The organism is Actinomadura formosensis, from assembly GCF_050948385.1.
GTDB lineage: Bacteria > Actinomycetota > Actinomycetes > Streptosporangiales > Streptosporangiaceae > Spirillospora > Spirillospora formosensis.
The window spans coordinates 5631824-5644278 of sequence record NZ_CP192011.1 but is presented as its reverse complement, the minus strand read 5'-3'; the positions used below and the strand labels follow the sequence as shown (position 1 = coordinate 5644278).

The 12455-nt window shown below is 72.6% G+C and carries 12 protein-coding genes; 4 read left to right on the top strand and 8 right to left on the bottom strand.

Annotated features, from left to right (window positions below):
- Nucleotides 1-12: 12 nt before the first annotated feature.
- From ACQP1N_RS26470 to ACQP1N_RS26440, 7 genes are all read right to left on the bottom strand, one after another.
- The gene (locus tag ACQP1N_RS26470) at nucleotides 13-1125 is read right to left on the bottom strand and encodes a hypothetical protein (RefSeq protein WP_067804362.1); all 1113 of its coding nucleotides are present in this window, start codon (nucleotides 1123-1125) and stop codon (nucleotides 13-15) included.
- Nucleotides 1109-2170 (bottom strand): protein phosphatase 2C domain-containing protein, encoded by a 1062-nt coding sequence (locus ACQP1N_RS26465; protein WP_131732668.1) that lies wholly within the window; start codon nucleotides 2168-2170, stop codon nucleotides 1109-1111. Before ACQP1N_RS26465 ends, ACQP1N_RS26470 begins: the two co-directional genes overlap by 17 nt.
- Nucleotides 2171-2194: 24 nt before the next feature.
- Complete coding sequence (locus ACQP1N_RS26460) at nucleotides 2195-2917, bottom strand: vWA domain-containing protein (RefSeq protein ID WP_067808121.1); 723 nt, start codon at nucleotides 2915-2917, stop codon at nucleotides 2195-2197.
- A gap of 43 nt (nucleotides 2918-2960) precedes the next feature.
- Nucleotides 2961-3497, bottom strand: coding sequence for a hypothetical protein (locus ACQP1N_RS26455; RefSeq protein ID WP_433227357.1), 537 nt, complete (start codon nucleotides 3495-3497; stop codon nucleotides 2961-2963).
- Between the two features lie 315 nt (nucleotides 3498-3812).
- Nucleotides 3813-5318, bottom strand: coding sequence for a protein kinase domain-containing protein (locus tag ACQP1N_RS26450; protein ID WP_433227356.1), 1506 nt, complete (start codon nucleotides 5316-5318; stop codon nucleotides 3813-3815).
- Between the two features lie 97 nt (nucleotides 5319-5415).
- A complete protein-coding gene (locus ACQP1N_RS26445) occupies nucleotides 5416-5940 on the bottom strand; it encodes a nuclear transport factor 2 family protein (protein ID WP_067798096.1) in 525 nt (174 codons plus the stop codon).
- Entirely contained in the window at nucleotides 5937-6812 is an 876-nt protein-coding gene (locus ACQP1N_RS26440) for a TIGR03619 family F420-dependent LLM class oxidoreductase (RefSeq protein ID WP_433227355.1), read from the bottom strand. The genes ACQP1N_RS26445 and ACQP1N_RS26440 overlap by 4 nt, the downstream gene beginning before the upstream one ends.
- Before the next feature lie 176 nt (nucleotides 6813-6988).
- On the opposite strand from ACQP1N_RS26440, the gene ACQP1N_RS26435 reads away from it, so the two are divergent.
- Nucleotides 6989-7912 carry an IclR family transcriptional regulator gene (locus tag ACQP1N_RS26435; protein ID WP_067798090.1) on the top strand — a complete coding sequence of 308 codons (924 nt, stop codon included), beginning with the start codon at nucleotides 6989-6991 and terminating at the stop codon, nucleotides 7910-7912.
- 14 nt (nucleotides 7913-7926) lie between these two features.
- Here ACQP1N_RS26435 and ACQP1N_RS26430 read toward each other — a convergent pair whose 3' ends face one another.
- Nucleotides 7927-8526, bottom strand: coding sequence for a flavin reductase family protein (locus ACQP1N_RS26430; protein WP_067798087.1), 600 nt, complete (start codon nucleotides 8524-8526; stop codon nucleotides 7927-7929).
- A gap of 309 nt (nucleotides 8527-8835) precedes the next feature.
- Between ACQP1N_RS26430 and ACQP1N_RS26425 the strand changes: the two genes are divergently transcribed.
- From ACQP1N_RS26425 to ACQP1N_RS26415, 3 genes are read left to right on the top strand one after another with little or no spacing between them, the layout of a single operon-like run.
- Complete coding sequence (locus ACQP1N_RS26425) at nucleotides 8836-9705, top strand: alpha/beta fold hydrolase (RefSeq protein ID WP_067798085.1); 870 nt, start codon at nucleotides 8836-8838, stop codon at nucleotides 9703-9705.
- Nucleotides 9702-11417: an FAD-binding protein gene (locus ACQP1N_RS26420; RefSeq protein ID WP_242608838.1), complete on the top strand. Its 1716-nt coding sequence runs from the start codon at nucleotides 9702-9704 to the stop codon at nucleotides 11415-11417. Before ACQP1N_RS26425 ends, ACQP1N_RS26420 begins: the two co-directional genes overlap by 4 nt.
- Nucleotides 11414-12433 (top strand): ferredoxin--NADP reductase, encoded by a 1020-nt coding sequence (locus ACQP1N_RS26415; protein WP_067798083.1) that lies wholly within the window; start codon nucleotides 11414-11416, stop codon nucleotides 12431-12433. The genes ACQP1N_RS26420 and ACQP1N_RS26415 overlap by 4 nt, the downstream gene beginning before the upstream one ends.
- Nucleotides 12434-12455: the final 22 nt, after the last annotated feature.

The following is a 12455-nucleotide window of genomic DNA, read 5'->3' as shown; positions in this document are numbered from 1 at the left end:
GGCCTTCCGGATTCAGCTGAGCAGGAGGACGAGGGCGATGAAGACGACGGCGAGCACGACGGCGGCGACGAACCCGGCCGGGATCTCCGTACCGGACGAGACGTCCGCGGCGGCCGTCGCGGCGGATTCCTCCCGCGCCGCCGTGGCCGGCGGTGCCGTGGCCGGCGGAGCCCCGTCCGGCCGCCACTGCCGCCGCATGCTGTCGTCGGTCTGCACATAGAGCGCGTGCGGCGTGACCAGCGCCGGCCACACCGACGCCTTGTCGCGCAGCAGGGCCACGGCGTCCGCGGGGTGACGTCCGGCGCACAGCTCGACGAGCACGTCGCAGGTCCGGCTCTGCATGACGGCCCTGAGCCGTCCGGGGTCCAGCGCGGTGCTCACCGTGTTCTCCTGCAGCGACCGGACGACCAGCCACGCGAACTTGAACATGTCCGTCCGCACCCCGAACGGCCCGGACCCGGGCGCCTTCCACGCCTCCGGGTCGCGCGGGGCGTGCGCGGGCTCCCCGGACAGCGGGACGCAGGCGTCGCAGTCGACCAGCAGCACCTCCGCCGCCCGGCCGTCGAACGAGAACAGGGCGTTGCGCGGCTGGAGGTCCCCCACCGCGTAGCCGCGCTCGTGCAGCCACAGCATCGTGCGCAGCATGCGGCCGAGGACCGCCAGCTTCACCGGCGCCGGGTAGTAGTCGAACCCCAGCTTCCGGGCCTGGCCCTCCGACCGCGCGAGCGCGTCGAGATGCCTCGGCAGCGACCACGTTCTCGTCCTGCCGTTCGCGACCTCGAACATCGCGACCGGCGCCGGCCGCATGAGCACGCCCTGGACCTCGCGGCCGTCCATGACGACGGCCCGCGGCCAGGCGCAGCGGCGGTCGAGTTCCGCGCGGTCCGCGGCGCTCAGCCCGAGCCGCCAGGACGTCATCGCCGCGAGGGCGTCCGGCCGGACCGACTCGCGCACCTCCGGCGTGTAGGACTTGAAGACGTACTCGCCGCCGTCCGGGCCGACGCACCGTGTCAGCCGGGTCGACTGCCCGCCCGCCGACGCGTACGCGCCGACGTGGACGAGACGGTCCGCCTGCACGAATCCCGGGAGGGCGTCCCAGGCGCCGCCGCTAGTGCCGGCGGTCATGGGTGCCCGGCCAGAGGGCCACGACGGTGCGGTCGTCGGTGAACGTGGCGCGGCGGAAGTCGACGTCCCGGATGAAACCGAGCAGGTCGGGCGGCCGTGCCCACTCGTCCGCGAGTGCCATCGACAGTTCGCTGCGGTTTCCGAGAGCGTTGGCGAAACCGTCGGTGGCGAGCACCAGCACTTCGTCCGGCCTCCATTCGCAGGTCGTGGTGCGCAGGTCGTCCAGGCCGGGCGGCAGCGCCGCCGTGACGTCGTCCCGGACGTTCCCGGGCGGCCTGTCCGGCCCGAGCACGAGCGACCATTCGGCCGCGGTGGGACGCAGCCGCAGCGCCGGTGAATCGCCGACGCCGGCGACGTGCACCGTGCAGCCCGGCCGCTGCTCCGCCGGGGCGGCGAGGATCGTCAGCGTCGTGCGTCCCGGCGGCCGGGGCCCGCCCGTGCCGCCCAGCGGACGCATCCGCTCGCCGACCTCGTCCGCCACCCGGCCGAAGATCCTCGCCCAGGCGCGCGGGCCGATCCCGCCGCGTTCGAGGGCCCGCTCGGTGTGCCGGACCGCGGCGGCGACGGCGGCCTGCGCGGCGACCTCCGCGTGCGCGGTGCTGCCCACCCCGTCCGCGACCGCGGCGATGACCCAGCGCCCGTCGGCGGAGGCGCCGACGAGGAACGCGTCCTGCCGCGGCAGGCCCTCCCGCATGTGCCCGCTGCCCCGGCAGGACGCGGCCCGGACCGTCACCCGGCCGGCGCCACCGCCGTCCGCCTGCACGCTGGCGCGGCCCGCGAGCACGGTCCGCGGGAGCAGCACCGACACGGGCGCGGGCCTGCGCCCGGTGTACCGCACGAGATCCGGATCGGCCCCCGCCGGCCGGGGCGCCGTCCGGGGCGCGGGCCGGGCGTCCACGGGCGGTGCCGCCTCGATCTCCCGGACGGGCCGGGCGGCGCGCGGCCTGTGCCACGGCGGGGCGGGCAGCGCCAGGACGAGCTGCCGCAGTCCCGCCAGGCCGCACATTCCGCTCACGTACACCAGGACGAACTGTCCGAACGACACCTGTTCCCTTCCGTTCCCCGGCGGTCAGCCGGCTGCCAGCGGGCAGGCCCAGGACATGCCCTCCGGGACGCGGATCGCCAGGTCGCCCTGGGCGACCGAGGCGGAGATGCTGATGAACAGGGTGTCGATGAGCGCGGTCAGCACCGCGCTGACGTCCACCGCGCGGTCGGCGATGAAGGCGAGCCGCCGCCCGCCCTGCTCGGACGCCACCCTGCACAGCACCTTCGGCCGCGCCTGCCCGAACCCGAAGGCCACGACCTGCGGGCGGTAGATGAAGTCCGGTGCGAGGAGCCGGTTGCGGGCCGGGAACCATATGCTCTGCGGCTGCTCGTGGTCGCCGACGTACGGGATGCCGTCGGTGAGGAAGAACACCGCCGGCTGCTTGAGCGCGTAGGTCGCCGACAGCCGCCGGCAGTCCTCGTCGATGCGCCGCCGCAGCAGTTCGAAGATCACCGCGTAGTCGGTCTGGTCGCCCTTGGTGAACGGCCGGATGTCCCGGGTGTCGGCCGGCCGGGTGAGCGGCAGGATCACCTCCGCCCGGCTGGAGAATTCGATCACGCTGATGAACGCGGCGTCATTGATCGTGGGGTCCAGTTCCGCGCGGTATATCAGTTCGGGAACGGCGTCCTGGAGAACGTCCAGGGGGATCCTTTCGGACGTGTTGAAATCAGGGTCCCACATCGTCTGCGAGACGTCGCAGACGATGTAGAACGGGAAGGCCTGCTCGTGCCCGCCGTAGTCCAGCACCGTTTTCCTCTCAAGGCATCGGGTCGCGCATCACCGGTGTGCGTCAGCACATGTGAACGGTCTTCTCGCCGGTGATGACCGGGGGCCGGTCGGGCCGGAGCAGATGTGCGATCACCAGATCGCGGAGAAGCCGGTATGCGAAACCGTCGGTACATGAAGCGGGAGCCTGTTCCACATTCGCGAGTTCACGCGCCGCCGGACCCCAGGATTGGACGGCCCCCTGGGTGACCGCCAGGCAGGCTTGGCCGAGCCCCCGGTAGACGGCCCGCACCCCCTCGCCTCCGAGGCCCGGGAGAGCCGCGCAGTCGCGGCTGTTCATCGCGTCGAACCACCCCTGGCCGGGCCGTCCGTCGATCCCTGGCCCGCCCCCCGGCACGACGCGCTGCCAGACCACGCCTGCCGCGGCGACGTCCGGCTTTTCGTCGGATTTTTCCGGTTTCTTCGGTTCCGTGGCCGGTGACGCGGATGGTGCCGGTCCTCCGGAGCCCTCCTTGAGCGCCGCGGCGAGCCCGCTCAGCAGGGAAACCCCGAGCAGGATCGAAGCCATCGTTGCGCGCGGCGATCCGATGGCACGCCCCATTGATCCCTCCGTCCGGCACCGTGCCCACCCCCGTGGCGATGCGCGTGCCGAAGATTATGGGTCCGCCGCCGACCCGTGGGAAGTGCTCATTCCGCAACGGAAAGCAGTAATTGTGCACACTCGAACGACCGCCGCCCCAGTCGTTCACGACCTCCGATGAGTTGGCTCGCTGACCACATTAGGCCGCACTTTTATTCCGGTGCCCGGAAATTTGCGAATTTTGCCCTGCCGACAACCGGTACACCCCTCCGCCGTCACCCGCGAACGCCCGGCCGGCACCCGTGCGATCGCCCGCGGGCCGGGGCGGGCGCCCCCTCATGATCCGGACTTGTGGAGGTCACCGGCCATGCCGTTGACCTCCAGATGCAGGGACGCGGCGGAGGCGGGCGTATACGTCTGGGGCGCCGTCTCGGCGATGCAGCCGAGGCCCGAGATGCTGCTGGTCTGGAGGACGAGCCGGTCAGGGGCGGCGGACTGGAGTGCGGCGGTGCCGTTGCAATAACCGGTGGCGCTGATCTGGTTGCGAATGGAGGCGACGACGGCGCCGATACGACCGGGACGGATGGAGATCCTGAAATAGAGCCTGACACCGGGAAGCTGCGGTGAGGCCAGGTAATCCGTCCACGCGCCCAGGAACCTGCCGGGCACGTCGCTCGCCGCGGGTGCCGCCGGTGTGGACGAGGGGGCGCCGGTGGCCGGCGCGGTGGTGCCGACCGTCTGGGAGGGGGACGGGGGGGACGTATCGGGGTGCCGCGACAACCACAGGCCGGTCCCGGCGAGGGCCAGGGCGCCGAACGCGACGAACGCGCCCAGCGCGGGCAGCGGCCACGGGGTGCGCCGCGGCGGCGACGCCGGGGGCGGGACGGGCGCCGCGGGCGGGCCGAGGGCCGGGGCCGTGGGCGGCCGGACCGGGGGCTCGGTGGAGGCGTCGTCGAGGTCGAGGAGTTCGACGGCGAGGCGTCCCACCGAGTCGGAGATCGCCGGTGGCAGCCAGTTCTCGCTGCCGAGGTGCGCGGTGCCGCCGTCGAGGGCGAGCAGCCGGCGGCGCACGTCGCCCGGAGCGGGGCGCCGGGCGGGGTCTTTGGCCAGGCAGTCCGACACCAATTCGCGCAGATCACCGCGCAGGTCCGCCAGGTCCGGTTCCTCGTGGATCACCCGGTACAGCAGTGTGGCCGCGCTGACGCCGTCGCCGAAGGGAGCGGTCCCGGTGGCCGCGTAGGCCAGCACCGCGCCGAGGGAGAAGACGTCGGTGGGGGCTCCGGCCTCGCGGCCCTGGGCCTGCTCGGGCGACATGTAACCGGGCGAGCCGAGGATGAGCCCCGACCGCGTGAGTTCCGCCGTGCCGTCCAGGACCCGGGCGATGCCGAAGTCGATCAGCCGGGGGCCGTCCAGGGCCAGCAGGACATTGGACGGTTTGACGTCCCGATGCACCAGCCCCAGGCGGTGGATGGCCGACAGCGCCTCGCACAACCCGACGCCCAGGGCCAGGACGGTCGGTTCCGGCAGGGGGCCGAATTCGCGGACCGCCGAGGACAGGGAGGGGCCGGGAACGAAACCGGTGGCCACCCACGGGCGCGGGCCCTCGGTGTCGGCGGCGAGGACCGGGACCGTCCACGGGCCGCTGACCTGGCGCGCCGCGGTGACCTCCCGCCGGAAGCGGAGCCGGAACTGGTGGTCGGCGGCGTACTCGCCGCGCACCATCTTGATCGCGACGTTGCGGCCACCGGCCGTGCGGCCCAGATAGACCTGCCCCATCCCACCGCCGCCCAGCCGCCTGAGCAGCCGATACGAGCCGACCCGACTGGGGTCGTCAGAACGCAACGGATCCATTCCCACCCGCCCGCCATTCCAGCACCCGGCAATCGCCTTCAAAAATCCCATAGACCGCCTGGACGCGTGCACGCAATGGCAGCGTTCACTATGAGCCGATTCCGCCTTCCTCAGGCTCGCCGGTGAAGCGGATGGCCCGGGGGAAGTGGGAGGCCAGGAGGTCCGGGGACTCTTCGCGGCCGTCCAGGACCCGGTTGGTGCGGGTCACGGCCCGCCAGCCGGCGGGGGTGCGGCGCAGCCGCCAGTGGTTGGCGGTGGCGCGGCGCAGGACGAAGCCGTCGGGCCTCTTCACGATCATGAGGGTGTAGCCGACGGCGGTGGCCTCGTCGCCGTCGAGGGTGATGTGGGGCGGGCCGACGACGTGGGCGCAGCCGCCGGTGATCCAGCGCTGGTGGCCGGCGGAGCGGACCATCGCCTCGATCTCGGCCTGGCCGGTCATGAGGAGCTCGTCCACGTCGTAGACGCCGTCCGGCTCCCAGAGGGCGGCGACGCCGGCGGCGCAGCCGCTGTCGACCAGCGGGCCGTAGGAGAGGATCAGCCGGGTGATGTCCCGCTCGTCCTCCAGGGCGCGGAGGCGGTCCTCCAGGGCGGCCAGGCGGGATTCGACGGTCACCGCTTCTCCTCGAAGGTCAGCCCATGGGCGCCGGCCAGGTCGCGCAGCGCGGCCAGCTGGTCGCAGTAGTGCTCGGGGGACGTGGAGGTGAACGTGACGCCCGCGATCGTGGCTCCGGCCTCCCGGAGCCCGGCGAGGGCGTTCCCGGCGGCCTCCGGGGCGCCGAGCGGGTCCAGGGGACGGGACGGGGCCAGCACCACCTCGAAGCCCGGCGGGGTGTCGGCGTCGGCGAGCATCCCGGCCAGCGTTTTCAGCGGGAGGCCGAACGGGACCCAGCCGTCGGCCGTCAGGGCGCGGCGCAGGGAGCGTGCCGAGCGGCCGCCGATCCACAGCGGGACGTGCTCCTGGACGGCGTGCGGCTCCACGACCAGGCCGGAGTAGCCGTAGTGCGCGCCGTGGTACTCCGGCGTCCGGCGGCCCAGCGACGCCCGGAGGGCGGCGAGGGCGTCGTCGGCGCGGGCGCCGCGCCCGGCGAAGGGGGCGCCGAGCAGGTCGAACTCCTCCTTCAGGCTCCCGACGCCGAGCCCGAGCGTGAGCCGGCCGCCGCTGACGCGGTCGAGCGTCCCGTACCGCTTGGCGATCGCGAGCGGGTGGTGGTAGCCGAGCACCAGGACCTGGGTGGCGAGCCGGATGCGGGACGTGCGGGCGGCGAGGTAGCCGAACGTGGCGAGCGGGTCCCAGTAGACGCCGCCGCGCTGCTCGGCCGCCTCGGCGGGGACGGCGACGTGCTCGCTGCAGGTGACGTGGTGGTAGCCGAGCCGGTCGGCGGTCTCGGCGATCCGGGCGATCTCCTCGATTCCGGCGTCCCGCTCCCATGCGGCGTGGCCGGGCGGCGGCTGGGCCACCACCGGCGTGACGATGCCGACACGCATCGTTGCTCCCTTCTTCGGCAGGAAAACGTTCTATCACGGCACCTCGGACGGCCCGGATGCCGGTCTGAGCGTCATAGCCTCCGCTGACCTGGACTTACTTGCCTCTTCCCATAGCACCAAGCGGTTGCTACATTCCAGGTAACAAGAATTCATTTCAGTCATGTTCTGGAGGTGCGATGACCGAGGTGATGACGCACGGGGCAGCGACACCGGAGGCCATGACGGCGATGCCCGCGCGGCGGGAGTCGCCGCCGTCGATGATCGAGCGGATGACGCTGATCCTCGACGCGTTCAACGGGCCGACGGCCCGGCTGACCCTGGAGGACGTCGCACGCCGCACCCGGCTGCCGCGCTCCACCGCGCACCGCATCCTCGACCAGCTCGTCCGGCAGCGCTGGCTCGCGCACCACTCGTTCGGCTACGGCCTCGGCCAGCGCGCCCTCGGCCTCGGCGGCCAGGACGGCGGACAGGGCAAGATCCGCGAGGCGGCGGCGCCGCTGCTGCACGAACTGCAGGTCACCACCGGGCTCGTCGCCCACCTGGCCGTGCTGGACGGCGCCGAGGTCTTCTACCTGGACAAGCTCGGCGGACGGCTCGCCACGTCCGTCCCGTCCCGGGTCGGCGGGCGCGCCCCGGCGCACTGCACCGCGCTCGGCAAGGCGATGCTGGCATGGCTGGAGCCCGAGCAGGTGGACGCGCTGCTCGGCACCGAGATCACCCGGTTCACCAACCGCACCATCGGCGAGCTGGGCACCCTGCACCAGGAGCTGCACCGCATCCGGCAGCGGCGCGGGCTGGCGTTCGAGCGCGGCGAGTCGTTCCCCGGCATCGCCTGCGTGGCCGCGGCGATCCGCGGCGCGGAGGGGCCGGTCGCCGGCATCTCCCTGGTCGGCGATATCCGCACGCCGCTGGAGAACGTCGCGCCGCTGGTGGTCACCGCCGCCCGCGAGACCTCGCAGATCCTCTTCCCCGGGTCGGCGCCGGGCGCCGGGCGCCCGCGGGGCCGGCGCGCCGTCTCCCGGGCGAGCCAGGAGACGACGTGGTCGCCGGAGACGATGAACCGGCTGCTCGCCGTGGACGGACGCGGCGACTGGATGTGAGCGCCGGGCGGACCTCAGCCCCAGCCCCACCGGTCGCCGAGGCCCCACGGGTCCGGGGCGATCGGCGCGTCCGGCTCGCCGACGCCGAACCGGCTGCGGAAGAACACCATCGGACGCCGCCAGGCGCCGTCGCGCACCTCGTGCCGCTCCACCTCCAGGACCCGCCCGATCACGACATCGTGGTCGCCGGCATCGTGCACGTCGTGGACGACCGCGTGGACGGCGAGCAGGACCTCCGGCAGTGTGGGCGTGCCCCACTCCGACACTTCCCAGTCCAGCTCCTCGAACTTCCTGCCCCGGCTGGACCCGAACCGTTCGCACAGGTCGCGCTGCTCCTCGCCCAGCACGTTGACGCAGAACCGCCCGGCCGCGCGGATCCGCGGCCACGACCGGCCGCGCTTGTCCGCGCAGAACAGGATCAGCGGCGGTTCGAGGGACACCGACGCGAACGACTGGCAGGCGAAGCCGACGGGTTCGCCGCCGTCGAGGGCGGTGACCACGGTGACGCCCGTGGCGAACTCCGCCATGGCCTTCCGGAACTCCGCCGGCTCGGGAGCGGCGGCATCGGACGGCGTCACGCCGGTGTCTGCGGTGAGCGCGGGCTCGGCTGGCATCTGTTCACCTCGGGGCTCGGTGCGGGACGCGGTCTGTTCAACGACAACATCTCCCTCAACAATGCCCAATAAGCCGCAATGTCCAGTGAGCAGGGGGACGTTGTGCCGGTCAAGTGACCGGTTCGCCGGAACCGTAGACACGGCCCGGACGCCCGGGTACGCGCCGATCCCGATGAGTGGAAGCGCGTCCCGGACCGGCCCCGCCGAACCCGGATGAGACCCGCGTCCCGCTGATCGGGATGTCCCGGGTGACCTTGTCCCCCCGAAGATTACGTTCCCGTCAAGCCACCGTCGAAGGACTGGGAGATCATGCCTGCGGAGCTGACCTACGAGTCGACGTTGCGCGAGCTCGCCACCGATCGGGGCGTCCTGCGCTACCACGAGGCCGGCGAGGGCCCGCCCCTGCTGATGCTGCACGGGTCCGGCCCCGGCGTCACCGGCTGGCGGAACTTCCGCGGCAACCTCTCCCGGTTCGCCGGGCACTTCCGGTGCCTGGTCCTCGAATTCCCCGGCTTCGGGGTCAGCGACCCGACCGACGAGCACCCGATGATGGCGGCCGGCGGCGCGGCCGTCCGGTTCCTGGACGGCCTGGGCCTGAGCCGGGTCGACGTGATCGGCAACTCGATGGGCGGCATCATCGGGACGCAGGTGGCGCTGCGGCACCCGGACCGCGTCCGGCGGCTGGTCACCATCGGCGGGATCGGGCGGAACGTGTTCAGCCCCGCGCCCGGCGAGGGCATCAGGCTGCTGGCGGAGTTCACCGACGACCCGACCCGCGAGGGCCTGGTCCGGTGGCTGAACTCGATGGTCCACGACCCGCGGACGATCACCGAGGAGATGATCGAGGAGCGCTGGCGGCAGGCCACCGACCCCGACACGCTCGCGAGCGCCCGCCGCATGTACGGATCGAAGGCGATGGCGGCCCGCGCCAAGGCGATGGCGGCCTCCGACGAGCCGCCCTACTGGGCGATGCTCCACAAGCTCAAGGCCAAGACCCTCATCACCTGGGGACGCGACGACCGCGTCAGCCCCGTCGACATGGCGCTGATCCCGATGCGGACGATTCCGGACGTCCAGGTCAGCATCTTCCCGAACTGCGGCCACTGGGTGATGATCGAGCAGAAGGCCGCCTGGGAGAACGCCGTCCTCGCCTTCCTGACCGCCGAGGACGCGAAATGAGCGAAGCGAACCAGGAGGCGCGGGAGGCCGCCGCCTCGCCGGAGGCCCCCATGAGCGACTGGGACCACGAGTACGACCTCGTCATCGTCGGCAGCGGCGGCGGCGGGATGGCGGCGGCGCTGACCGCGCACGACACCGGCATGTCCGCGCTGATCGTCGAGAAGGGCAAGAGGTTCGGCGGCTCCACCGCGATCTCCGGCGGCGGCATCTGGATCCCGAACAACCCGACGCTGAAGGCGCTCGGCCACGACGACAGCCGCGAGTCGATCCGCGCCTACCTCGACCGGCTCACCGAGGGCCGCGTCCCCGCCGCGCGCCTGGACGCCTTCGTCGACAACGGCCCCGCCGCGATGGAACTCATCTGCCGGAGCAGGTGGATGAAGTTCTTCTGGACGAAGGGCTACTCCGACTACCACCCCGAGTACGAGGGCGGGCGCGCGCTCGGCCGGTCCATCGAGGCCAAGCCGTTCGACACCCGCAAGCTCGGCGAGGACGAGCGCTACCAGCGGCCGAACAACCTGAAGGGCCCGCTCGGCCTGTGGATCACCGCGAAGGACTACCACGACCTCGCGATGGCCAAGCGCACCTGGACGGGCCGCCGCGCGTCGCTGGTCGCGGCGTGGCGCGTATCGTCCAACATGATCCGCCGCCGGCACATGGCGACGGGCGGCCGGGCGCTCGCGGCGCGGCTGCGGATGGCGCTCAAGGACGCCGGCGTCCCGCTCTGGCTCAAGACCACCATGACCGAGCTGGTCACGGGCGAGGACGGCCGCGTCATCGGGATCGTCGCCACCCGCGACGGCGAGACCGTGCGCATCCGCGGCCGCAAGGGCGTCCTGCTCGCGACGGGCGGGTTCGACCACAACCAGGAGATGCGCGACAGGTACCTGCCGAAGGGCGGCCAGGAGGACTTCGCCATGGGCGCCCGCGAGAACACCGGCGACGGCATCCGCGCCGGTGAACGCGTCGGCGCGGCCCTGGACCTGATGGACGACGCCTGGTGGATGCCGGCGGTCCGGCACCCGGCCGGGGCGACGATCCCGCTGCTGTCGGAGCGGTGCATCCCGCGGTCGGTGATCGTGTCGCAGGAGGGCAGGCGGTTCACCAACGAGTCGGCGCCGTACGTCAACTTCGTCCACGACCAGCTGGCGGGCGGGCACGTCCCCTGCTGGTTCGTGATGGACGCGAAGGCCCGCGCCCGCTACCCGTTCGCGCAGATCCTGCCGGGCGCGCCGATCCCGAAGGCGTTCTACGACAAGGGCATCGCGTTCAGGGCGGACTCGCTCGCCGAACTGGCCGGCAAGATCGGCGTCCCGGCGGACGCCCTGTCGGAGACCGTCCAGACGTTCAACGAGTACGCCCGCGCGGCCAAGGACCCCGAGTTCGGTCGCGGCGACTCCGCCTACGACCGCTACTACGGCGACCCCAACCTGAAGAACCCGAACCTCGACGTGATCGACGGCGCCCCGTACTACGCGTTCCGGATGGAGGTCGGCGACCTCGGCACCAAGGGCGGCCTCGTGTCCGACGAGCACGCCCGCGTCCTGCGTGAGGACGGGACGGTCATCGAGGGCCTGTACGTGACGGGCAACTCGGCGGCGTCGGTGATGGGCAACGAGTACGCGGGACCGGGCGCGACGATCGGCCCGTCCATCGTGTTCGGCTACATCGCCGCGCGGCACGCCGCCGGGAAGGCCGCGGGACCCTCATGACGGCGTTGAAGGCGCGGGTGGTGGAGGTCGTCCACGAGACGGCCGACGCCCGCTCGCTCGTCCTCGAACCCGCCGAGGGCGACCGGAGCCGGTTCACCTACCGGCCCGGGCAGTTCCTGACCGTCCGGGTCCCGGTCGAGAACGGCTGGGCGGCGCGCTGCTACTCGCTGTGCAGCTCGCCGCTCACCGACGACCGGCTGAAGGTGACGGTCAAGCGGGTCGCGGGCGGTCTCGGATCCAACTGGATCTGCGACAACGTCACGGCGGGCGACGTGCTGGAGGTGCTGCGCCCGGCGGGCACGTTCACGCCGTCCTCGCTGGACGACGACCTGCTGCTCGTCGCGGGCGGCAGCGGCATCACCCCGGTGATGTCCATCCTGAAGTCGTGCCTGGCGGGCGGGAGCGGCACGGTGACGCTGCTCTACGCCAACCGGGACGAAAGGTCGGTGATCTTCGCGGACGAGCTGCGGGCGCTGACCGAGCGGCACCCCGGCCGGCTCACGGTCGTCCACATCCTGGAGTCGGTGCAGGGCCTTCCGACGCCCGCCGTCCTGCGGTCCCTGGCCGCCCCGTACACCGGGCGGCAGGCGTTCGTGTGCGGGCCGGGGGTCTTCATGGACCTGGTCACCGACACCTTCACCGGCCTCGGCATGCGCGTCCATGTCGAGCGTTTCTTCTCGCTGGAGGGCGACCCGTTCGAGGAGCCCGAGCCCGCCGACGAGCCCGCCGCGGGCGGGGACGCCGGCGAGATCGAGGTCGAGATGGACGGCGAGACCCGCACGGTGCCGTGGCCGAAGTCCGAACTGCTGCTCGACGCGCTGCGGCGCGCCGGCGTCGACGCCCCGTTCTCCTGCCGCGAGGGGTCGTGCGCGGCCTGCGCCTGCGTGGTCGTGGAGGGGGAGGCGGTCATGGACGCCAACACGGTCCTCGACGAGCAGGATCTCGCCGACGGCCTCATCCTCGCCTGTCAGGCGAGGCCGGTCACCGACCGGCTGAAGATCACCTACGACGGCTGAAACACACCACGGGAGACAGGCG

Excerpts from the sequence above, each read along its gene's own strand:
- ACQP1N_RS26430 (WP_067798087.1), bottom strand. The coding sequence starts at position 8,526 with ATGCCAGCCGAGCCCGCGCTCACCGCAGACACCGGCGTGACGCCGTCC.
- ACQP1N_RS26420 (WP_242608838.1), top strand. The coding sequence starts at position 9,702 with ATGAGCGAAGCGAACCAGGAGGCGCGGGAGGCCGCCGCCTCGCCGGAG.
- ACQP1N_RS26425 (WP_067798085.1), top strand. The coding sequence starts at position 8,836 with ATGCCTGCGGAGCTGACCTACGAGTCGACGTTGCGCGAGCTCGCCACC.
- ACQP1N_RS26440 (WP_433227355.1), bottom strand. The coding sequence starts at position 6,812 with ATGCGTGTCGGCATCGTCACGCCGGTGGTGGCCCAGCCGCCGCCCGGC.
- ACQP1N_RS26415 (WP_067798083.1), top strand. The coding sequence starts at position 11,414 with ATGACGGCGTTGAAGGCGCGGGTGGTGGAGGTCGTCCACGAGACGGCC.
- ACQP1N_RS26455 (WP_433227357.1), bottom strand. The coding sequence starts at position 3,497 with ATGGGGCGTGCCATCGGATCGCCGCGCGCAACGATGGCTTCGATCCTG.
- ACQP1N_RS26435 (WP_067798090.1), top strand. The coding sequence starts at position 6,989 with ATGACCGAGGTGATGACGCACGGGGCAGCGACACCGGAGGCCATGACG.
- ACQP1N_RS26470 (WP_067804362.1), bottom strand. The coding sequence starts at position 1,125 with ATGACCGCCGGCACTAGCGGCGGCGCCTGGGACGCCCTCCCGGGATTC.